Source organism: Bradyrhizobium sp. CB3481 (assembly GCF_029714305.1).
In the GTDB taxonomy this organism is placed as follows: Bacteria; Pseudomonadota; Alphaproteobacteria; order Rhizobiales; family Xanthobacteraceae; genus Bradyrhizobium.
The window spans coordinates 3,484,126-3,504,271 of record NZ_CP121647.1; the positions used below are offsets into that span (position 1 = coordinate 3,484,126).

Annotated in this window: 19 protein-coding genes and 1 pseudogene; 12 read left to right on the forward strand and 8 right to left on the reverse strand. The window is 63.3% G+C overall.

The features are described from left to right. Nucleotides 1-97: 97 nt before the first annotated feature. On the reverse strand, nt 98-1,948 hold the full coding sequence (locus QA643_RS16850; RefSeq protein WP_283034218.1) for an alkaline phosphatase family protein: 1,851 nt from the start codon (nt 1,946-1,948) through the stop codon (nt 98-100). 180 nt (nt 1,949-2,128) lie between these two features. Between QA643_RS16850 and QA643_RS16855 the strand changes: the two genes are divergently transcribed. Continuing rightward, complete coding sequence (locus QA643_RS16855; protein WP_283034219.1) at nt 2,129-2,431, forward strand: hypothetical protein; 303 nt, start codon at nt 2,129-2,131, stop codon at nt 2,429-2,431. A 73-nt stretch (nt 2,432-2,504) separates the two neighbouring features. Here QA643_RS16855 and QA643_RS16860 read toward each other — a convergent pair whose 3' ends face one another. Next, nucleotides 2,505-2,861, reverse strand: a complete 357-nt coding sequence (locus tag QA643_RS16860) for a hypothetical protein (RefSeq protein WP_283034220.1) — start codon at nt 2,859-2,861, stop codon at nt 2,505-2,507. A gap of 150 nt (nt 2,862-3,011) precedes the next feature. Then, entirely contained in the window at nt 3,012-3,920 is a 909-nt protein-coding gene (locus QA643_RS16865) for a DUF6328 family protein (RefSeq protein ID WP_283034221.1), read from the reverse strand. 152 nt (nt 3,921-4,072) lie between these two features. On the opposite strand from QA643_RS16865, the gene QA643_RS16870 reads away from it, so the two are divergent. Further along, nucleotides 4,073-4,519, forward strand: coding sequence for a PPC domain-containing DNA-binding protein (locus tag QA643_RS16870; RefSeq protein ID WP_283034222.1), 447 nt, complete (start codon nt 4,073-4,075; stop codon nt 4,517-4,519). A 53-nt stretch (nt 4,520-4,572) separates the two neighbouring features. Here QA643_RS16870 and QA643_RS16875 read toward each other — a convergent pair whose 3' ends face one another. After that, on the reverse strand, nt 4,573-5,145 hold the full coding sequence (locus QA643_RS16875) for a phosphatase PAP2 family protein (protein ID WP_283034223.1): 573 nt from the start codon (nt 5,143-5,145) through the stop codon (nt 4,573-4,575). Nucleotides 5,146-5,246: 101 nt separating this feature from the next. Here QA643_RS16875 and QA643_RS16880 point away from each other — a divergent pair, with 101 nt between their 5' ends. From QA643_RS16880 to QA643_RS16890, 3 genes are all read left to right on the forward strand, one after another. Continuing rightward, nucleotides 5,247-5,480, forward strand: a complete 234-nt coding sequence (locus tag QA643_RS16880) for a hypothetical protein (RefSeq protein WP_283034224.1) — start codon at nt 5,247-5,249, stop codon at nt 5,478-5,480. A 2-nt stretch (nt 5,481-5,482) separates the two neighbouring features. Then, nucleotides 5,483-6,010: a hypothetical protein gene (locus tag QA643_RS16885; protein ID WP_283034225.1), complete on the forward strand. Its 528-nt coding sequence runs from the start codon at nt 5,483-5,485 to the stop codon at nt 6,008-6,010. Between the two features lie 92 nt (nt 6,011-6,102). Further along, nucleotides 6,103-8,811 carry an EAL domain-containing protein gene (locus tag QA643_RS16890; protein ID WP_283034226.1) on the forward strand — a complete coding sequence of 903 codons (2,709 nt, stop codon included), beginning with the start codon at nt 6,103-6,105 and terminating at the stop codon, nt 8,809-8,811. A 15-nt stretch (nt 8,812-8,826) separates the two neighbouring features. On the opposite strand, the gene QA643_RS16895 is transcribed toward QA643_RS16890, so the two are convergent. Together QA643_RS16895 and QA643_RS16900 are read right to left on the reverse strand one after the other, a co-directional pair. Continuing rightward, nucleotides 8,827-11,286, reverse strand: a complete 2,460-nt coding sequence (locus QA643_RS16895) for a PAS domain S-box protein (RefSeq protein WP_283034227.1) — start codon at nt 11,284-11,286, stop codon at nt 8,827-8,829. 56 nt (nt 11,287-11,342) lie between these two features. After that, nucleotides 11,343-12,104: a thermonuclease family protein gene (locus QA643_RS16900; RefSeq protein ID WP_283034228.1), complete on the reverse strand. Its 762-nt coding sequence runs from the start codon at nt 12,102-12,104 to the stop codon at nt 11,343-11,345. A 203-nt stretch (nt 12,105-12,307) separates the two neighbouring features. On the opposite strand from QA643_RS16900, the gene QA643_RS16905 reads away from it, so the two are divergent. The 6 genes and pseudogenes from QA643_RS16905 to QA643_RS16930 all read left to right on the forward strand — a co-directional run bounded on the left by QA643_RS16905 (nt 12,308) and on the right by QA643_RS16930 (nt 16,999). Beyond that, nucleotides 12,308-12,517 (forward strand): hypothetical protein, encoded by a 210-nt coding sequence (locus QA643_RS16905; protein WP_283034829.1) that lies wholly within the window; start codon nt 12,308-12,310, stop codon nt 12,515-12,517. A gap of 137 nt (nt 12,518-12,654) precedes the next feature. Continuing rightward, complete coding sequence (locus QA643_RS16910) at nt 12,655-14,670, forward strand: acetyl/propionyl/methylcrotonyl-CoA carboxylase subunit alpha (protein WP_283034229.1); 2,016 nt, start codon at nt 12,655-12,657, stop codon at nt 14,668-14,670. A gap of 108 nt (nt 14,671-14,778) precedes the next feature. Then, a pseudogene (locus tag QA643_RS16915) lies at nt 14,779-15,644 on the forward strand (isocitrate lyase/PEP mutase family protein). After that, complete coding sequence (locus QA643_RS16920) at nt 15,645-15,944, forward strand: acylphosphatase (protein WP_283034230.1); 300 nt, start codon at nt 15,645-15,647, stop codon at nt 15,942-15,944. A gap of 93 nt (nt 15,945-16,037) precedes the next feature. Then, nucleotides 16,038-16,451 carry a DUF6130 family protein gene (locus tag QA643_RS16925; protein ID WP_283034231.1) on the forward strand — a complete coding sequence of 138 codons (414 nt, stop codon included), beginning with the start codon at nt 16,038-16,040 and terminating at the stop codon, nt 16,449-16,451. 182 nt (nt 16,452-16,633) lie between these two features. Further along, on the forward strand, nt 16,634-16,999 hold the full coding sequence (locus QA643_RS16930; protein ID WP_283034232.1) for a VOC family protein: 366 nt from the start codon (nt 16,634-16,636) through the stop codon (nt 16,997-16,999). 44 nt (nt 17,000-17,043) lie between these two features. On the opposite strand, the gene QA643_RS16935 is transcribed toward QA643_RS16930, so the two are convergent. Together QA643_RS16935 and QA643_RS16940 are read right to left on the reverse strand one after the other, a co-directional pair. Next, complete coding sequence (locus QA643_RS16935; RefSeq protein WP_283034233.1) at nt 17,044-17,196, reverse strand: hypothetical protein; 153 nt, start codon at nt 17,194-17,196, stop codon at nt 17,044-17,046. Nucleotides 17,197-17,321: 125 nt separating this feature from the next. After that, complete coding sequence (locus tag QA643_RS16940; protein ID WP_283034234.1) at nt 17,322-19,271, reverse strand: diguanylate cyclase; 1,950 nt, start codon at nt 19,269-19,271, stop codon at nt 17,322-17,324. Between the two features lie 220 nt (nt 19,272-19,491). On the opposite strand from QA643_RS16940, the gene QA643_RS16945 reads away from it, so the two are divergent. Further along, nucleotides 19,492-20,076 carry a MarR family transcriptional regulator gene (locus tag QA643_RS16945; protein WP_283034235.1) on the forward strand — a complete coding sequence of 195 codons (585 nt, stop codon included), beginning with the start codon at nt 19,492-19,494 and terminating at the stop codon, nt 20,074-20,076. Nucleotides 20,077-20,146 lie beyond the last annotated feature (70 nt).

Genomic DNA, 20,146 nt, shown 5'->3' on the forward strand with positions numbered 1-20,146 from the left:
TCCACGACTTCGCAGTGTAGTCCGTATGAGCGTCGCGATATGCGGGGATGCAGTTCGACCGGATTTCGCTGCACTCATCCGGGCTAGCGGCCCCGCGCTATTTCCCCGCTGTCTTCTGCTTGCCGTCGCCCGCTTCCAGCCCCAATGTGCGGCCCGGAAAACCTGCGGCATCGAAATAGCGCTGCGAACCGATACGCTGGAAGTTCAGCACGGTGCGGAGGCCGTTCGCCGCCGGCTTCGAACTCACGGTGCCGGAGGAGGCTTTTGGCGTAACGCCGTTCGGCATCGCTTCGGTCATGACGCGGCCGAGCAGCTTGCCTTTGGCCTTTTGCGTGAGGCCTAACAGCTTCGCCGCGGTGGCGCCGACGTCGGCATTGCTGACGGGGAGGGGATCGATGTAGCCCGCTTTGAAGTCGGGCCCGATCGCCGCCGTGAAGTTCAAGGTGTCGCCGCGGCTGAAGCTGCCATGCATGCCCTGGCCCTGGCGCAGCACGGTGTCCGCAATGTGAACCGAGCAATTGGTGGGCACGTCGCAGCCCGACGACCAGGAGCGGAAATTGACCACGATCGACGGGTGCGGCACCACCGCCTTGCCCTTCAGGCCGAGCTGCGACATCGGCAGCGTGCCCGGGAAACTGCCGAACTCGTCGTCGACGAAGATGCCGCTGACGTAATCCTGCGCCAGCAGCGCCTTGATGACGCGATCTGCAAGCTTGCGGTCCTTGCCGGGGATATAGATCAAATCCGAGCCGCCATTGGTCGCGACCACGACATCGGGCTTGGTGGGATCCTTACCGAGCAAACCGTTGCCGGCACGGGGATGCGCGTTATCGGCGACGTGGGCGTTTTTATCGTTGGGATCGAACAGCGGCAGGTCGAGCGCCTTGGCCAGATCAATGGCGACAAAGCCCATGGGGAGGAAATCCTTCGGCGTATCCTCATAGGAGATTTTTGCCGCGGGACTGGTCTTGCTCTCTTTTGAGATCGTCGAAAAACCGTGATCGGAGGAGACGATGATATTGGTCGACGCGGCAAGCCCGAGCTCGTCCAGCGCCTTGCGGATCTGGGCGAGGTTATTGTCGGCGTTCTTGATGCCGGCCATCGAGGTCGGCCCGTTGATGCCGGGCGTGATGGTGTTGAGGCTGTCGCCGGTATTGTGCTGGCTGCCGTCGGGGTCGCGCGACCAGAACACCAGCACGAACGGCTTGTTGCGCGCCTTGAACATCGGCAGCACGACTTTGGCGGCGACGTCGGCCATGTAGGCCTGCTGCGCGACATTGGCGCTGGTCGTGCCGGGCGTCTTGGCGTCGCCGGCCTTGGCATTCTCGCCGCGCGAGGGCGTCTCGTGCGGCAGGCCCGCCTTGGTCAGCGCTTCCTTCATTTCATCCGACAGCGGCACGCCGTTCTTGCCGCCGGTGGCATCGTCGATGATGACCGAATGCAGGCCGGCGGTGCCGACCTTGTCGGTATGGTCGAAGATGAAGGTCGGACCATGCTTGCCGATGGCCGCGGTGCTAAAACCCTTTTCGCGCGCCATCTTCAGCAGCGTCTCTTCGTTCAGATAGTCGCCGCCGAAATGCTCGTCGACCTCGAGCAGGACGGGATTGACTTCGAGGAACGGGGTGACGGTGTTGTTGGAATGGGCAATCGGGCGGGCGGTATAGATCGTGTTGCTGAAGGTGCCGGTATCGCCGAGGTAATGGCCGCTGGCCATCGCCGAGCCATTGGCCATGGTGAAGGTCGGAAACAACGAATGCGAGTTCTGGAAATTGACGCCCTTGTCGCGCAACTCCGCCATGGCGGGGGCCGTCTGCGGCGTCACGATGCGTCCGCGCAGGCCGTCCGGCACGAACAGGATCAGGTTGCGCGGGGTGGCGTTTTGCGCCGAGGCGGCGCTTGCGGTCAGCGCAACTAGGCCGGCGGTCAGCAGTATGATTGTGCGGCGCATAAATTCTCCCCCTCGAGGAAAGCGGTTGTCGGCGGTCCGCCGTCGCTCCCGTCTAATTTCGCTCTGCGACAGGATTGTTACATTGTGCGGAACCGGCCTCAAGGGTGGAGAGGGGCGGCTTTGGCCATGCCAACGGAAACATTGCTGCCTGACGCCGTTCTTGGTTGGAAGGAGGCCGTCATGAGCAAGTTCCAACAGAAGGCCGAGGCTCAGGCCAAACAGATCATCGGGCAAATGCTCGGGGATCAGCTGCTGGTGGAAGAAGCGAAGGAGCAGCAACGTCTGGCGACCGAGCCGGGCGGTGATCACCACGATCAAGGCATCATCCGCGACGAGCGCGGACAAGAGCAGCCCAAAGACAAGGAACGCGCCCAGCGAGTGAGCCGGGTGGACAAAGGCAGCGATCCACCGGGAAAGAAGGGCAAGAACGGGGAAACTGCCTCTGGGCGTACGGGATCAGCGACCGACCAGGGGACGGTCTGACCCCCACAAAACAAATCGCACAAAAGAAAAGAGGCGGCCGACGGCCGCCTCTCGAGTATCATGTGCGTTCTCGTTACTGACAGATGTGGCGTCGGCCGTCGTCGCCCATGAACGTCGTGCCGGGCTGACAGACGAAGCCGCTGTTGTAGCCGCCGTAATAACGACGTCCGTAATAGCCGTCATTATAGGCGTAGACGTCGTTTCTAAACGGTGCGGTCGCGATCGCGCCGGCCGTGCCGACCGCGCCGCCGACAACGCCGGCGGCTACGTCAGCCGGCCAGAATCCGCTGTTGTAATGATGATAGACCCGTTGCTGGGTTTGCGTGTTACGGATGGCGTCGGACCTTCCGTGAGAGTCCTGCGCCAGCGCCGGCGCCGCGAGCGCCGTGGAAAGAACTGCGGCTGCGGTCAGGAACTTCAAGTTCATCATGTGCCTCCGTTTGCAGTGACGTGAGGCCAACAAATAGCGATAGCGGCCGTTCCGATATCGTGGTGGCAGCTTTTCAAACGGATGTGAGGTTTCAGTTCCGGTTTCATGCGCTGAACATGCAACCATCGTTCCCGTCGGATCGATTGGGCGTTAGGCTGGCTGCCGCTCGGATCGTACCCGGTGCCAGACCGGATACGCCAGCCAGAATCCGAGCAGCGCTACCAACGCAGCCACGCCGGCGCTCAAGGCAACGCTTGTGCTTTCCGTCGTCTTGAAGAACACCACGGCAACGTCGGAGGAGATGCCAATGGCGAGCGGGATCGAGGCGGCGATGACGAGGCGCGAGCCGATCTTGAAAAACTCGGAATCGTCCTCGCCCTGGAAGCCGAGGCGGTGGACCGCGGCGGGCGTCATCAGCAGGACGACGGCCAGCGCGACGGCGCACAGTCCGGCGCAGTGAATGTACTTGAAGAGTGCGGGCAGTTCGTTGAACGCCTTCGTCAGGGTCGCGACGAGCTGGAAGCCGAGCAAGGCCTGACCGCCTGGGATTATGACGCGCGCTTCCGTCAGCATCTGCTCGATCTTGGTCTTCAGCGGCGTCGCTTTCGAAGTTTCCTGCATGGGCTTTTTCCGATCCCGTTTCAGCGCAAAGCCTAGTCCGTAAAGTAGCGCGAGACCGACCACTGTGAAGGAAGTGCCGATCGCGACTCCCAGGGGACGGCCGAACAAATGCTCGAAGATCACAAAGGCGGATATCCCGAGCCCGACCGTCAGCGGCAATAAACTGGCGCCTGCCAGCAGCGTCGCGGCATCGATTGCGGCCCGCCGGCTCTCGCCGCGGAAAATGATCTGGTGAAACAGCGAAGGGGCGATCAGAAGGCTGATGCTGATCAGCATCAGCACGAGCCCTGCGTTATGAATGAGCTGGCTCTCTGCGGAAATCTCCGGAAAGCGTTCCTGAAACACGGCTTCGAACTGGAATCCGAACAGAACTTGGGCGCCAAGGATCAGGAGCCTTGATTCATCCAGGGCAGTCTTCAACCGGCTGTCGATATCCATTGGGGTCCTCCGCCCATCAACAATCCTGTCATTGCCGGGTTCCTGGGTGGCTTGGGCCGGACCGGTCGGGAACGATGTCGCGCAGCGTCCATTGAGGGGATGGAAGGCCGGCGCCAAAACGCCGCGGCGGCTGATCGCATGCGAGGTTTCCGATGAAAAGCAAACGCGTCGGCGCCGATGAGGAGGCCCAGGTCCATGTCGTGGTTTTGGATACCGGCGAGGAAGCGTTCGGTGCGCTGAGCCGCTTCGTCAACGAAGCGAACATTTCCGCGGCCTCTCTGACCGCGATTGGCGCTTTCAAGCGGGCGACCGTCGGTTGGTTTGATGTTGCTTCGAAGAGCTATCGCAAGATCGAGGTCAACGAACAGTGCGAGGTTCTGAGCGCGATCGGAGACGTCGCCGTCGGCGATGACGGTAAGTCCAGCCTTCATGTCCATATCGTGCTCGGGCTTGCCGACGGCTCGACCCGCGGCGGCCACCTGCTGGCAGGCACGGTGAGGCCCACGCTGGAGGTGATTCTGACCGAAGTTCCGTCAACGCTACGACGAAGGAGGAGGGCGGAGCTAGGCATCGCACTGATTGATCTTGGAAGCGGGTGAAACGGGATGTGGCCCTGCGTCGCGCACCGCTGGGGCTTGCGATCTTTCTCGGATCATTTCGGCGCTTCGCGGCGGGCCAATCCGAAACCGGTCCAGTGCCGCAGCAGACGCTCGACCGCGGCGCCGATTGCAAGGCCCGCGATCACGTCGGTGGTCCAGTGCGCCAAAAGCACGATCCGTGTCAAAACCAAACCGGCCCCAAGTGACCAGACCAGATTGCGTTTGCCTGAAGGCAGCACGGTCGCCGCTGAAGCCATCGCGCCGACATGGATCGCATGGCCCGACGGGAAGGCGTCGTCCGGCTTTCCCGAGAAGGGCACGCCGTGCAGATGGCCGCGGATCATCACGCGGTCGGGCCGTTTCTGGTCAAAGATCGATTTGAGCAGATGCGGCAGGAGCGTTACCGCGACCGTCGTGAGCAGGATATGATTGCTGCTGGTGCGGGCCTGCTCGCTGTTTCGCCTGCAGTACAGCCACCAGGCGATTGCGAGCGCGCAAACGACATGCTCGTCGGCGCCCCAGGTCAGAATCTTCGAGAGCTGTTCGACCTGCGGGCTGGCATGATCGGCAATCCGCTCCGCGATCTCGATGTCGGCTCGGGTCGGCCGTATGCGAAACAACGCCATCGTCCGCCTTGTCGCCTGTCCAGACAAAAGGAGCCCCGCCAACCCCGTCGATGGGATTTTTCGCGGGGCTCTAGTTCGACGTTGCGGGGGAGGAAACGCCGATGCGGGAAAAACCCAAAGTGCGGCCGATCGTTCCTGCAACGGGGTGGTTCCGGAGTTCGGGAAATGCCTGCGTCAATGCCGAAACTGGAACGAAGCGCTTTGGTAAAACGCCCGCCGAGGTAGTAATTTTACGTGACCGAACAAATATTTGCACTGATCACCGCAACGTAAGCAAACGTTTAGCGGCTGCCCGTAAAATACCGGCATCAATATTTGCATTAACCTCTGGTTAGTCATGCGCCTTCTGCCGATGAAAGAGCCGGACAGGTCCTGGCGAGCGATCAAGGGCCAATGGAAGAAGGACGCTGAAAGCGTCGGCGAAGACTTTTCGACATTTTCGACGGGAATCTTCGGAGCCTACGACGCCCTGACCAAGGACGGCGACAATCCCAACCTTCATTGCCTTTCCGACGGCGAGCGGGTCCATGCGGCCTGCCAGGTCAGCCGCCTGATGATGAGCAAGTTTCCCAACCCGATCCTGCGCGCGCGCTTCATCGTGGTGTCGCCGATCTACGAGCTGGGGATCGCGGACGCCTCGCAATATGCCCAGATGATGGTCGCGCTGTTCTCCGGCATCGTCTGGCTGTCGCGGGACACGATGAGCGCAAGCCATATCCGCTTCTTCCTGAAGAGCCCCGGGGATGCGCAGTTCTTTGCGGCGCTGCGGGCTTCGGCGCCTGGCTCGCTGTTCTCGGAGTTCACGATCGGCGGCGCGCTGATCGAATGCAGTCTCAAGGAAGCTGAGGTGGCTGAACCCGCCTGATTCTCAGGCCGCCTTTACCTTTCGATAACTGGCTTTGCTAACGCCCTCTTGGGTTGTGCTCCCTACAAGAAGCGCCTGTGGGGGCAGCGAAAATGCTAAAACGTTCATCGCTAGACGTCGCCGCGCAGAGCCGTGCCGGCATGCCGTGGCGGGCTCGGCTCGGGGCCATCCAATGGCTGATCCTGAGCGCGGGGACGCTGGTGCTCGCGATCATGCTCGGCACCTTCTATTTCGCGATGCAGTACCGCGAACGGGCCCTGGAAGTTGCCGAGCGCGGGCTCAACAATACAGCGCTGCTATTGTCGCGGCATTTCGACCAGCAGCTGAGCGATCTCCAGCACGTGCACGAGGACGTCGTCGCCGGCATGTATGCCGACGGCATAGATACGGCCGACGAATTCGAACAGCGAATGTCAAGCTTGAGTGCGCACGAGATGCTGCGCGCAAAACTCGCAACGCTGCCGCATGTCGGTGCGCTTAACCTGTGGAACGCCAAGGGGTGGCTGATCAATTCCTCGGAAATGTGGCCGGTGCCCGACGTGAGCATTTCGGACCGCCAGTATTTCAAGGATTTCCGGTCGGGTCGGCCGATGCCCGATGTAATCGTCGAGCCAGTGGTCAGCAAGGTAACGAAGAACTGGACTACGCTGTTCGCGCGCAAGATCGCCGGCCGCAACGGCGAGATCATCGGTTTCGCCAGCCGCGGCGTCGAGCCTTCGCATTTTGATGCGTTTGTCGGATCGCTGGAGTTGGGCAGCGATACGGCGATCTCGATGATTCACCGGAGCGGCACCATCATCGCCCGCTACCCCAAGGACGACAGCCTGATCGGCTTCAATGTTGCCGGCACCGAGGCGTTTGAACGCGCACTGGCGGTCGACGGCAATCTCTCCGGACGCTTCACTAGCGCGAGGCTGTCGGAGGACAAGGTCGGCGCGGTCAAATCCCTCAAGCATTTTCCGATCCTGATCGTCGCGACCACACGGACAGCGACGGCGCTTGCCGACTGGCGGGCGCAGACCAGGCTGCAGTTCTTCGCCGCGACGCTGGCGATCGTCGTCGTGATCGTCATGGTCTTCCTGATCGTGCGCCAGCTCCGCCGCCAGCATGCCGCCGCGCAGGCGAAGCTTTCCGAGAAGAGCCAGCACCTCGACGCCGCGATCAACAACATGACGCAGGGCTTGCTGCTGTTCGATTCCACCGGCCGCCTGGTGATCTGCAACCGCCGCTATATCGACATGTTCAACCTGTCGCCCGACGTCGTCAAACCGGGTTGCGATCTGCGCGACCTGATCCGCCATCGCCAGGAACGTGGCTCTTTCGTCGGCGATGTCGACGCCTATTGCGCGCGCTTTCTCGATCCCGATGGCAGCCTGGTTCAGGACACCGTGACCTCGACGCCCGACGGGCGCACGATCCGCCTGATCTTCAAGCGGTCGCCGGACGGCGGCTGGGCCACCACGCTAGAGGACGTCACCGAGGGGCGGCGCGATCAGGCGAGGATCGAGCATCTTGCCCATTACGACGCGCTGACCAATTTGCCGAACCGGACCCTGTTCCAGCGTCACGCCGAAGGCTTGTTGCTGGAAACCGAGGGGCGGCAGTTTGCGATCCTCTATATCGACGTCGACGAGTTCAAGCGGATCAACGACACGCTGGGCCATCTGATCGGCGACGAGTTCCTCAAAGGCGTGGCGGAGCGGCTGCGGCAGTCGGTCGGCCCCGACGACTTCATCGCGCGCCTCGGCGGCGATGAATTCGCCATCCTTCAGAACGGGGTTGATAGCGCTGAAGACGTGCATGTGCTGGTGACGCGGATCTATTCTGCGCTGCGCACGCCGTTCGATTGCGACGGCCATCAGCTCTCCAGCGACGCCAGCATCGGCATCGCGATCGCTCCGCGCGACGGCTCGGATCTGCTCGACCTGCTGAAGAACGCTGACCTTGCGATGTATGCGGCGAAGGCAGCGGGGCGCAGGACCTATCGCTTCTTCGACCCCGAGATGGAGCAGGAGGCCAATCACCGCCGCGAGCTGGAGGCCGATCTGCGCGAAGCCCTGGCGCATGGTGGTTTCGAATTGCACTATCAGCCGCAGGTCGATCTCGGCAGCGACCGCGTCACCGGCTGCGAGGCGCTTTTGCGCTGGCGCCATCCGCTGCGCGGCATGGTCTCGCCAGCCGATTTCGTGCCGGTCGCCGAGGAGACCGGCCTGATCGAGGAGATCGGGCAGTTTGTGCTGCGCACCGCCTGTGCCGAGGCAGCAAAGTGGCCAGCGCATGTCCGCATCGCCGTCAACGTCTCGCCGGTCCAGTTCCGTTCCGACACGCTGTCGCTGAAGGTGGCCGCCGCGCTCACCGAGAGCGGGCTCGATCCGCGCCGGCTCGAGCTGGAGATCACCGAAGCCGTGCTGATCGCCGACGACGATGCGGCGCTGGCGACGCTGAACCAGCTCCGCGCGCTCGGCATTCACATCGCGCTCGACGATTTCGGCACCGGCTATTCGTCGCTGCAATATCTGCAGCGTTTTCCGTTCGACAAGATCAAGATCGATCGCTCCTTCGTCAAGGAAGTGACGCGCAACTCCTCGTCGGCCTCGATCATCCGCGCAGTGGTCAGCATCGCCGCCGATCGCCACATGGTCACGACGGCAGAGGGCGTCGAGACGACGCAGCAGCGCGAGACCGTACAGAATCTCGGCTGCACCCAGATGCAGGGTTATCTGTTCAGTGCGGCGCGTCCGGCTGAGGAAGTCCGCGCGCTGCTGGGAGCGGGAGAGGGCGCCGTTGAGGCCGCGGCGTGAAGCGTTCGCTTCGGCTTATGCCTGCGGCCGGGCCTCTGAGATTGCCTTCCTGAGAATTCGCGACAGCAGCTCCACCGAATAGGGTTTCTGAATCAGCTCGAAGCCACGATGGGCGCTCTCGGCGAGCACGTTGCTGTAGCCGCTGGTCAGGACCACGGGCAGGCCGGGATAGCGCTCGCGTATGATGCCGGCGAGCTCGACGCCGTTCATGCCGGGCATGATGACGTCGGAAAACACCAGGTCGGCGGAGAACTCGTCCTGGGCGAGGATCGCGAGCGCGGCGTCCGCGCTGGCGACGCGGCGAACGGTGTAGCCGAGGTCTTCGAGCAGCTCGGTGGAGAACTGGCCGACGTCGTCATTGTCCTCAACCACCAGCACGCGGTAGCCGCGGCCGCGCGTGGCGGGTTCGCTGCCGGTCGCCGCCGCCTGCACGGCATCGGCCGGCGCCGGGGCCTGCGGCAGGTAGATCGTGAAAGTTGCGCCCTCGCCAGGCTCGCTCATAACAGCGATGTCGCCGTCGGACTGCTTGGCAAAACCGAAGGCTTGGCTGAGCCCGAGGCCGGTACCCTTGCCGACTTCCTTGGTGGTGAAGAACGGCTCGAAGATGGTCTCGAGCAGGGCGGACGGGATGCCGATGCCGGTGTCGGTCACGGTGATGGCGACGAAGTCGCCGCTGCGGGCGGGCTGGGCGCGCAGCGGCGGAATCGCGTTCACCTTGCGGACCTGGATGGTCAGGTGGCCCTCGCTGTCCATGGCATCGCGGCTGTTGACGGCGAGGTTCATCAACGCCGTCTCGAACTGCGCGACGTCGGCGATCGCAAAACAGTTGAGATCGGCAATGTCGACATCGATCCTGATGCGGGCGCCGACGAGGGGCCGGATCAACTGCGCGACTGATTCAACCTGGGTGCCGACATTGAACACCTGCGGCTTGAGCGGCTGGCGGCGCGCGAACGCCAGTAGTTGCCCGGTCAGCTTGGAGGCGCGCTCCACGGTCTCGCCGATCGCGTCGATGTAGCGCCGGCGGCGCTCTTCGGGCAGCTCGCGGCGGCGGAGGAAGTCGGTCGCGGAGCGGATGATGGTCAAGAGGTTGTTGAAATCGTGCGCGACGCCGCCGGTCAATTGCCCGACCGCTTCCATCTTCTGTGATTGGCGTAGCGCCTCCTCGCCCTGGCGGCGCTCGGTGACGTCGATGGCTTCGGGCACCGCGCCGATCACGGTGCCATGGCGGTCGTGCAGCGGGCGCATCGCGAAGTCGAAATAGCGGTCGCCGATCGGCAGATGCAGCAGCATCTCGATCCCGACCTCTTCGCCGCGCATCGCGGCAATGAAGGCGTTGTGAACGGCATCGCGCATGCCTGGCGTCGCGGAGAACCATGGCGTGTCCCAGAACGGCTGGCCGACCACCGCGCTCGCCTCGTGGCGGATGCCGGCGAGCGCCGTGCGGTTGGCATAGAGCACGTCGCCATGCTGGTTGAGCAGCGCCTGATATTGATGGCTGGTCTCGAAGATTGCCCGCATCTGGGCTTCGCTGGACTCGAGCTGCGCGGTGCGCTCGGTGATCCGCATCTCGAGGGTTTCGTTCAACCGGCGCAGATCATGCTCGGCCTGTTTCGCCGCGGTGACGTCGTGGGCGACGCCGATGAAGCCGATATGATTGCCGTTCGGGTCCCAGCGCGGCTGGGATTCCGAGCGCAGCCAGCGCCATTCGCCGTCGGCGCGCTGGTAGCGGGCTTCCAGCACGAACGGCTTGAGCGAGGCCTCGCCTGCAATCGACTCCTGCACCACACGCGTCATGTCGTCCGGATGCAGCCGCTTGCGCCAATCGAATGTGATCGCCTCCTCAAACGGCAGGCCGAGGAAATCGACATAGGCCTGGTTGGCAAAGGAGCGGGTGCGGTCGAGCTTGGTGACCCAGATCGGCACCGGCGCAGAGTTGGCGATCAGGCGGAAGCGCTCCTCGCTTTCGCGCAAAGTCTCCCGCGCCATCATTTGCGCGGTGACGTCGAGATCGGCGCCGACCAGGCGTAGCGCGTGGCCGTCGCGTTCGCGCTCTATCTTGGCGACGACGCGGATCCAGCGGACCGTGCCGTCATTCGGCCGCACGATGCGGTATTCGGCCGAATAGTCCTCGCTATCGCTCTTCAGCACGTTGAACAAATGCTGGACCGTTCGCTCGCGATCGTCGGGATGGATTCGGCTGACCCATTCCTCATAGGTTTCATTGGCCGCCTCGGGCGGCAGCCCGTGCACCAGGAGATATTCGGGAGAGCGGCGATTCCTGACGCCGTCACGGAAATCGATTTCGAGGCCGCCAACGCCGGCGATACGCTGGATGCGCGCGAGCTCCGCCTCGCGCGCCTGCAGGTCGCGATGGACTCTGTCACGCTCGTTTGCGATTTCCTGCAGATGTTGCCGCAAGCGTTGGGCGGCGGCAGCATCGGCCAGGACGTTCGAACTATCGGAAGGGGTCATGCGTGCCGGCAACCTCTGCCAGCACTTTCACACAGGACGCGGCGGATTTTCCAGCTTCATTTGCTCTTGGACGGCGATCTGCAGTTGTAGGCCCGCCGGAACCCGGCCGCCTGCGCGTCGTCCTCGGAGCAGAACCAGCGATCCTGTTTCAACCCGGGATAGGAGCGGCAGCCCTGCAGATGATAGATGCCGAGGTTCCCGGTGACGCGCGCACGCACCGCATATTTGCCCTTGATGGGGCAGCCCGGCGGCATCGCCCGATCGTCGGGGAACATGGCCTCGCGGATTTCGCGGTCGCGGTCGGCGCGGCATGCGGCCCCAAGCAGGGCACCGTCCTGCTTGCCCGCGCGGAACTCGCGCGGCGCGACGAAGCAACCCTTCCAGAGGCCCTGGCGATCGTCCCGGGCGCGGGCTTCATCCGCCTTGAAGCGTCCGCTTGCGGAGGTTTCGATGTTCAGCGCAAAACCCCTTTGGACCAGCGATTGGCTCAGGCTGGTGGTCTCGCCCTCGATCTTGCAGACGCCGATGCGTCGTTTCTTGTAGGTCTGATCGACGCCCAAATCATCACAGCGGACCTGCTTGCCGTTGATCAACGTGCTCAGCTGATCTCGCGCCTCGATCCCGCAGGTCCAGACGTCGGCTTGCTCATCGATGCAGAGCTGGTCGATGGTCGGCACATCGACGCCGTCGAGCCGGAAGGTGACGTTACCGACTTGAAGCGTACTGCCATCCCGGACGATGGCGGTGGCGGCCGAACCCTGGCTGGTCGGAAGGACGATCGACAGCAACGCCGTAAACAAGAAAATTCGTGACCGCATCTGTTTCATTTCAAATCAATTTCCACCGCAGTCGCCTTCTAGCATAAGGCGGTGTGATTGAACCTAGACACTCGTGCTAATCGACCTGTCGAGGGACTTGGGGAAAGCTGTCGCTAATTATGCCACCACATCGAACGGCGCCATTGACTTCGTGAGAACAAAATAAGAACATGCGCGCCGTCTCCCAATATGGAATTGCCGCCATGTCATCCTCTTCACGGCCGAAATTTGAAGAGGGCGATGAGCTGGAATCCGCTGTAGATCAGGCCATTTCCGCCTGCGGCGGCAACATGCGGGCGACGATCCGGGCGCTGATCGTGGCCAACGAATATCTGGAATCGGAGGTCGCCGAGCTGATGAAGGCGGTATCCCGCGCCTACGCACGCGGACGGTTCAATTCCTATTCGGGGTGAGTGGCTGGAAGCCGCGCCACCAAGCCGATACGAGACCGTTGCCTCCATCGATTTTTGCTGTACGACAAGTGGGTTGCCCGCGTCCCGCAATTCTATTGCGGGGGAAGATCCTGCCCTAGAGCTCAAGCAAGAAGAACATGTTCAAGAGAATTCTGATCGCAAATCGCGGCGAGATCGCCTGCCGGGTCATCAAGACTGCGCGGCGGATGGGGATCGAGACGGTCGCGGTATATTCCGAGGCCGACCGCGATGCGCTGCATGTCGAGATGGCTGACGAGGCCGTGCTGATCGGCCCGCCGGCGGCTGCCGAGAGTTATCTTCTGATCGATGGGATCGTCGAAGCCTGCCGCAAGACCGGCGCGCAGGCGGTGCATCCCGGCTACGGCTTTCTGTCCGAACGCGAGGCGTTTCCGCGCGCGCTCGAAAAAGCCGGCATCGTCTTCATCGGTCCGAACCCCGGCGCCATCGCCGCGATGGGCGACAAGATCGAATCCAAGAAGGCCGCCGCGAAGGCGAAAGTGTCGACGGTGCCGGGCCATCTCGGCGTCATCGAGGACGACAAGCACGCGGTGAAGATCGCCGACGAGATCGGCTATCCCGTGATGATCAAGGCCTCCGCCGGCGGCGGCGGCAAGGGCATGCGAATCGCGCATTCGAAGGCCGAGGTCGCCGAAGGTTTCAATCTCGCCAAGGCCGAGGCCAAGTCATCCTTCGGCGACGACCGCGTCTTCATCGAAAAGTTCATCGTCGACCCCCGCCACATCGAAATCCAGGTGCTGGGCGACAAGCATGGCAACGTGATCCATCTCGGCGAACGCGAATGCTCGATCCAGCGCCGCAACCAGAAGGTTATCGAGGAGGCGCCGTCGCCGCTGCTCGACGAGACCACCCGCCGCAAGATGGGCGAGCAGGCGGTGGCGCTGGCCAAGGCCGTGAATTACGATTCCGCCGGCACCGTCGAATTCGTCGCCGGCCAGGACAAGAGCTTCTACTTCCTGGAAATGAACACCCGTCTGCAGGTCGAGCATCCCGTCACCGAACTGATCACCGGCATCGACCTCGTCGAGCAGATGATCCGTGTCGCCGCCGGCGAGAAGCTGTCGATCGCGCAGAAAGACGTCACGCTGACCGGCTGGGCAGTGGAATCGCGCGTTTATGCCGAAGACCCGTTCCGCAACTTCCTGCCGTCGATCGGCCGTCTGGTGAAATACCGTCCGCCGGCGGAAGCAAGCCTGGACGGCGTCACCGTCCGCAACGATACCGGCGTGCAGGAAGGCGGCGAGATCTCCATCCACTACGATCCGATGATCGCCAAGCTGGTCACGCACGCGCCGTCACGCGCCGCGGCGATCGAGGCGCAGTCCACCGCGCTCGACGCGTTCTACGTCGACGGGATCAGGCACAACATCCCGTTCCTGTCGGCGCTGATGAATCATCCGCGCTGGCGCGAGGGCAAGCTCTCCACCGGCTTCATTTCGGAGGAATTCCCGAAGGGCTTTGCGGCGCGCGCGCCGGAAGGCGAGGTGGCGCGGCGGCTGGCGGCCGTGGGGGCCGCGATCGATCACGTGCTCGGCGAGCGCAAGCGGCAGATTTCCGGGCAGCTAACCGGCCGTCTGGTGCAACGCGAACGCCGCCGCGCGGTGTGGCTCGACCGTGATGAAATCGGGCTCGACGTGGCCCGTGAAGCCGATGGCATCGCGGTGCGCTTCATCGGCGCCGATGGCCTGCCGGGCAATCCGCACAATCTGGTCTCTAGCTGGACGCCGGGCGAGCCGGTCTGGCAGGGCACGATCGACGGCCATTTCGTCGCGATGCAGGTGCGGGCGATCCCGAACGGCTTCCGCCTCGCGCATCAGGGCTATGAAGTCGCGGTCAACGTCTTTACCGAGAGCGAGGCGACGGCCGCGCGGCTGATGCCGGTGACGTCGGCGGCCGACACCGGCAAGAAGCTGCTCTGTCCGATGCCCGGCCTCGTGGTCTCGATTGCCGTGAGCGAAGGGCAGGAGGTCAAGTCCGGCGAGACGCTGGCCGTCGTCGAAGCCATGAAGATGCAGAACGTGCTGCGCGCCGAGCGCGACGGCACGGTGAAGAAGATCCACGCCGCCGCCGGCGCGACGCTGGCGGTGGATGCATTGATCCTGGAGTTTGCGTAAGCTTAACCGCGTCATTGCGAGCGCAGCGAAGCAATCCATCGCGCGGCAAAGGAAGTATGGATTGCTTCGTCGCTGCGCTCCTCGCAATGACGAAGGAGGAGCCTTGTGATGTCCTTCCACAAACGCCGCGAAGCCTTGCGCGCCATCCTCGCCGGCTCCACCTGCATCCGGCCGGGATCGGTCTATGACGCGACCTCGATCCGCATTGCCGAGGACCTCGGCTTTGAGCTCGGCATGTTCGGCGGCTCGGTGGCCTCGCTGGTCGTGCTCGGAGATCCCGATATTGCCCTGATCACGCTGACCGAACTTGCCGAGCAGATGCGCCGGATGTCGCGCGCTTCGAGCCTGCCGGTGCTGGTCGATGCCGACCACGGCTATGGCAACGCGCTCAATGTCCGCCGCACCGTTCAGGAGCTCGAGGCCGCCGGCGCGGCCGGGCTGACGATCGAGGATACGCTGCTGCCGCAGGCGTTCGGACAGGCCGGCATGCAGTTGATCCCGCTGGAGGAGGGCGTCGGCAAAATGAAGGCCGCGCTCGATGGGCGCAGCGATCCATCGCTGGTCGTCATGGGCCGCACCGGCGCGGTCTCCATCACCGGCTCGACGACGCCATCGCGCGGGCGAAGGCCTATGAGGCGACCGGCGTCGACGCGCTGTTCTTCACCGGCATCAAGCGCCGCGGCGAGCTGGAAGCACTCTCTGCCGCAACGAAACTGCCGATCGTGCTCGGTGGCGCGCCGGAAGAGATGACCGCGCTTGACTATCTCACAGGCCAGCGCGTGCGGATCGCGCTGCAGGGGCACGCGCCGTTCGCGGCCGCGACCCAAGCCGTCTATGATACGCTGAAGGCGCTGCGCGAGGGCACTTCGCCGAAGAATCTCAGGGGTCTCGCATCTGCAGAACTCACGGGACGCGCGATGCGCGAGAACGACACGAAGGCGCGCAGCGCCGCGTTTCTGGGCTTGAAGAAATAGATGAGCGAACAGGTCCGCCACGTCACAATCCGCGGCCGGGTACAGGGCGTCGGCTATCGTGCGTGGGTGGAGGATGAGGCGACTGCGCGGGGGCTGGAGGGCTGGGTGCGCAACCGCCGGGACAGCAGCGTCGAGGCCGTGTTCGCCGGGCCGGACGATGTCGTGACTGATATGGTCGCCGCCTGCCGGCGCGGACCTTCCTCGGCGCGGGTCGACGCGGTTCAGGACGAAGCCGCCGGCCCCGACATGCTGGGGCTGCGGCGGGCAGGGGAAGACTTCTCAGTGCTGCCGACGATCTGAGCTTCCCGATGCGCGGACAGGCGCATCGCCGCATGCTATCATCCGATCGCCAAGTCCGCGCACAGCATTCAGGCGAGTCAGGGAGAAGCTGACATGACCAACGCCTTCATTGCCGTTGTCGTAGCGATCGCCATTTGGTGGACAGCGAACGCCGCCGCGCAGACCGCGGAGCCGCAGCCTGCGGCGAAACTCGTGGTCGATGCTCCGTTACCCGAGCCGTTGAGCCGCGGCGTCGTGTTCATCCAGTACCGCACCGAAAACCTCCAGGTCGTCCCGGTGTTTGGCGCGAACGCGCTCGATGTTTCGCCCCGCATCGGGCACCTGCATGTGGCAATCGATGGCGCGTCCTGGGTCTGGGCCGAAACCAGCGGCGGGCCGATCATTATCGCCGGTCTTCCCGAGGGAGAGCACAAGGTCGAGATCACGCCCGTCAACGCCAACCATCAGCCGGTGGGCCAAAGCGCCGTCCTCGAATTCGTGATCCCCGCGCGAATGGCGACGAAATAGGGACGATGGCGGGCGTTGCTACCGGCTTCGAGGTGCCCAAGCTGCGGGGCGGGCAGACGGGCGCTTGATGCGATATCTGGCCGAAAACGCAACCACGAGCTGAGCGAAACGCCGCGCTCATTGAAACGTGGCGCAGACCTGTGCGTTGATGCTCCAAGTACGGCAAAGGTGGAGCGTGGCCCATGGCATCCATCCGATACATTGTGACGAACATCGATCGATCGGTCGAATTCTATCGCGATAAACTCGAGTTCGCGGTGGATATGCATAGTCCCGGCAAGTTCGCGGCGCTGATATGCGATGATCTGACGCTCTACTTGAGCGCACCGGGCGCGGGGAGTGGAGGAACCGCCGGCGGCAATCCGGAGCCCGGTGGCTGGAACCGGTTCATGATCATTACGAAAGACATCGACGGCCTCGTTGGCCGGCTGAACGCTGGCGGGGCCAAATTTAGAGGAGAAATCAGCGAAGCGGGAGCCGGTCGTGCCAGGCTTCTGGAGGATCCGTCGGGTAACCTGATTGAGCTGTTTGAATTCAAGAAGAAATAACAGACGTCACTGCGTCTCTGCCGCCCGCTGATGGCTAAGCGCGCCTAGAACAAACCCGGGCTCAGATCGAGGCCGTAGGTCAGCATCAGCAGGGCAACGAACAGGCCGGCCGCGCAAAAAAGCACGAGCTGCTTGAGAATCTCGACGTCGTTGATGGTGCCAATGACGCGCGAAAACGCCCGTGTGATAGCGGTCATCATGACCCTCCATGCGTTCTGGCGCCCGAGCCATGATAGCGCGGCAGGCTCCGCATGGATGTGATCTGGTCCACCTGCCGGCCCTTAATCGAGCGGCTCGGGCATTTGCTGCCGAAGGTTTCGCGCTAATGCGCGCGCTCACCGGCCGCGACCTTGCCGTCGTGCTGGATCGAGCCGCTCTCGACATATTGCAGATTGACCGAAGAATAGACGACGCTGCGGTTGCGGCCGAGGCGCTTGGCTTCATAGAGCGCGGTATCGGCTTCGCCGACCAGCGCGGCCTCGTCGATCGTCGCGTGCATCTTGGTGGCGACGCCGGCACTGATAGTGATGTACCCGCGGCTGGACGCCGTGTTCGGAATACCCAGGGCACGCACCGTGAGGCGGATCGCTTCGGCGACCTTCAAGGCCTCCTCTTCCGTGGCGTGCGGCAGCACGATGGCAAATTCCTCGCCGCCATAGCGGGCGGACAGGCCCGACGTGTCGCGCGTCGCGTTCCCGATGGCCTTGGCGACCGCCTGCAGGCAGCGGTCGCCGGCCTGATGGCCGTAGGTGTCGTTGTAGCCCTTGAAATTGTCGATATCGAACAGCAGCACCGCAATTTCTTCGCAAGCCTCGTATTCGCGCCGCAGGAAACTGTCGAAGGTCCGGCGGTTCGTCAGCCCGGTCAATCCGTCGGTCGCGGCAAGCTGGGTGAGGCGGCGGTTGAGCTGCGTTAGCTCGTCTTCCATCCGCTTGCGTTCGGTGACGTCGCGGATCACGCAAAGAAACTCCTTGCTCTTGGCACTGCCGGTCTCCCGCGCCAGCTTGAATTTGCTCTCGACCCAGGCCAGCGTTCCATCGCCGCGATAGTGCCGGAATACGACCGTGCTGACGCCGGCCGTATCGCCAAGCCGCGTGGTGGCCTGCATGACGCTTTCTCGGTCTTCGGGCGGGACCAGAGCAAAGCACGATTTTCCGATCAGGTCCTTTGCGCGCAGCCCAAGTACCGGCTCGACGGAACGGGAGACATAACGCAGCAGGCTATTGGCATCGATGACGATAATGATGTCGGCGATATTGTCCGCCAGTAGCCGATAATGCGCCTCGCGTTCCCGCAGTGTGCGCTCGATCTTGTTGCGGAAGCGGAATTGCAGGGCAAGTACCGCCGCCAGCATCAGGACCATGTTCAGCAGCACACCGGCGACGATGGCGTCGGTGCGCAACCCCTTCCACCATTCGGCAAGCAGCGAGTGTTCCGACATGGCGACAGTGACCACCATGGGATAGTTCGGCGTTTGCTCATAGCCGAGGTGTTTTACGATGCCGTCGAAGGGCGAGATGATCTTGTAGTAGCCGACCGGGCTCTGCTTGAGATGCTTGGTGAACAGGGCGGTCCTGGAAAGATTCGTGCTCCGATCGGCCTGCGGCCAGCGTATCAGCAGCGTGCCATCGTTTCGTATAAGGCTGATGCCGCCGTCCGGGCCTAACTGGAACGTCCGATAAAAGCCGTTGAAGTACTCCCTGTCGATCGCCGCGGCGACGACCCCGCCGAAGCTGCCGTCGACCTTGGTGATGCGTTTCGACAGGACGATCATCGAAGATTGCCCGTCGCCAGGGGACTGCAGCAACTCGCTGATCCGAAGCGCGCTGTCCGGCGTGTCGCGATGGTAGGCGAAATATTCGCGGTCCGAGATGGTATGGCGCGGCAGTTCCGCCAATGACGAATAGGTCCAGTTGCCCTTGGCGTCGGCGGCGCCGATGCCGCGCAATTGCGGCAGCGTTTTCGCCGTGTCCGCCAGGTATCTGTTGAACCGGTCCGGCTCGGGATTCCTGTATTTCAGCAGATCGACCATTCCCGCCATCGCGATGTCGACCGCCTGCATGGTGTGCGAGGCATGTTCGGAAAGCGAATGAGCGAGGTTCTGGATGTCGGCGCCGCCGCTCGACAACGCCGCTTTCTTGGCGTCGAGCGCCTTCCAGGCCATGACGCCCAGCACGCAGGCCGTCATGACGAGCGCAAAGATGATGACCACGGCGGTCGATGTCACCCGTCGCAGCGGCCCGCCGGGGTCTGGGAGATCTCGATGGGGCATTTCGTGCCTTGATGACCGTGCCGGACCTCGTTGCCGCCGGTGCGCGTGGAGGAATCTTAGGACGCGACCGGTACCGAGTGGTTAACGGCTCGGCCGGGAAAACACGGAACCAGACGAGCGAATTGGGTTCCATCGGGGGAACCTCGGCGCGGGCCGGCCGCGACGGACTGGACGGGCGACAAGGCTTGACATCTGTCCAGTTCCGTCAGATATTTCTGTTATGACAGAAATAACCGACAAGAAGAAACTCCCGGCCGTCGTCGAACGGTTCATCCTGCACTGGGGCGACATGGGAGACGAGTGGGGCGTCAACCGCTCCGTCAGCCAGATCCACGGCCTGCTTTATCTGGCCGAGGCGCCGATGACAGCGGAGGACATCGCCGAGACGCTCGGCATGGCGCGCTCCAACGTCTCCAATTCGATCAAGGAGCTGCTGGCCTGGAATCTGATTCGCCGGGTGCCGATCCTCGGCGACCGCCGCGATCATTTCGAGGCGGAAACCGACATCTGGGAAGTGGCGGCGCGGATCGCCGCCGGCCGCAAGGAGCGCGAGATAGATCCCGCCGTCGATGCGCTGCGCGCCTGCGTTTCCGACGCGGCCGATGATCCGACCATCAGCCCGGTCGCCGCCAAGCGGCTGAAGGAGATGCTGGCTTTCACCGAGCTGGTCGACCGCTGGTACACGCAGATGCTGAACGTGCCGCGGCCGCGGCTGGTCGCGTTGATCAAGCTTGGCGAGAAGATCGTCAGCTTCCTGCCGGCGGGAAAAACAAGTAGGGCAGAGGGGCAAAGCAGGAGTGTGTGATGGCGTCCACGAGAATACCAAGGTCTCTCGCAACTTCCGCCTCGAACACCATCCTGCTCGCGACCATCGC

Bases quoted from the DNA above. Each gene is read 5' to 3' on its own strand.
- QA643_RS16850 (WP_283034218.1), bottom strand. From the start codon at position 1,948: ATGCGCCGCACAATCATACTGCTGACCGCCGGCCTAGTTGCGCTGACC.
- QA643_RS16855 (WP_283034219.1), top strand. From the start codon at position 2,129: ATGAGCAAGTTCCAACAGAAGGCCGAGGCTCAGGCCAAACAGATCATC.
- QA643_RS16860 (WP_283034220.1), bottom strand. From the start codon at position 2,861: ATGATGAACTTGAAGTTCCTGACCGCAGCCGCAGTTCTTTCCACGGCG.
- QA643_RS16865 (WP_283034221.1), bottom strand. From the start codon at position 3,920: ATGGATATCGACAGCCGGTTGAAGACTGCCCTGGATGAATCAAGGCTC.
- QA643_RS16870 (WP_283034222.1), top strand. From the start codon at position 4,073: ATGAAAAGCAAACGCGTCGGCGCCGATGAGGAGGCCCAGGTCCATGTC.
- QA643_RS16875 (WP_283034223.1), bottom strand. From the start codon at position 5,145: ATGGCGTTGTTTCGCATACGGCCGACCCGAGCCGACATCGAGATCGCG.
- QA643_RS16880 (WP_283034224.1), top strand. From the start codon at position 5,247: ATGCGGGAAAAACCCAAAGTGCGGCCGATCGTTCCTGCAACGGGGTGG.
- QA643_RS16885 (WP_283034225.1), top strand. From the start codon at position 5,483: ATGCGCCTTCTGCCGATGAAAGAGCCGGACAGGTCCTGGCGAGCGATC.
- QA643_RS16890 (WP_283034226.1), top strand. From the start codon at position 6,103: ATGCTAAAACGTTCATCGCTAGACGTCGCCGCGCAGAGCCGTGCCGGC.
- QA643_RS16895 (WP_283034227.1), bottom strand. From the start codon at position 11,286: ATGACCCCTTCCGATAGTTCGAACGTCCTGGCCGATGCTGCCGCCGCC.
- QA643_RS16900 (WP_283034228.1), bottom strand. From the start codon at position 12,104: ATGCGGTCACGAATTTTCTTGTTTACGGCGTTGCTGTCGATCGTCCTT.
- QA643_RS16905 (WP_283034829.1), top strand. From the start codon at position 12,308: ATGTCATCCTCTTCACGGCCGAAATTTGAAGAGGGCGATGAGCTGGAA.
- QA643_RS16910 (WP_283034229.1), top strand. From the start codon at position 12,655: ATGTTCAAGAGAATTCTGATCGCAAATCGCGGCGAGATCGCCTGCCGG.
- QA643_RS16920 (WP_283034230.1), top strand. From the start codon at position 15,645: ATGAGCGAACAGGTCCGCCACGTCACAATCCGCGGCCGGGTACAGGGC.
- QA643_RS16925 (WP_283034231.1), top strand. From the start codon at position 16,038: ATGACCAACGCCTTCATTGCCGTTGTCGTAGCGATCGCCATTTGGTGG.
- QA643_RS16930 (WP_283034232.1), top strand. From the start codon at position 16,634: ATGGCATCCATCCGATACATTGTGACGAACATCGATCGATCGGTCGAA.
- QA643_RS16935 (WP_283034233.1), bottom strand. From the start codon at position 17,196: ATGACCGCTATCACACGGGCGTTTTCGCGCGTCATTGGCACCATCAAC.
- QA643_RS16940 (WP_283034234.1), bottom strand. From the start codon at position 19,271: ATGCCCCATCGAGATCTCCCAGACCCCGGCGGGCCGCTGCGACGGGTG.
- QA643_RS16945 (WP_283034235.1), top strand. From the start codon at position 19,492: ATGACAGAAATAACCGACAAGAAGAAACTCCCGGCCGTCGTCGAACGG.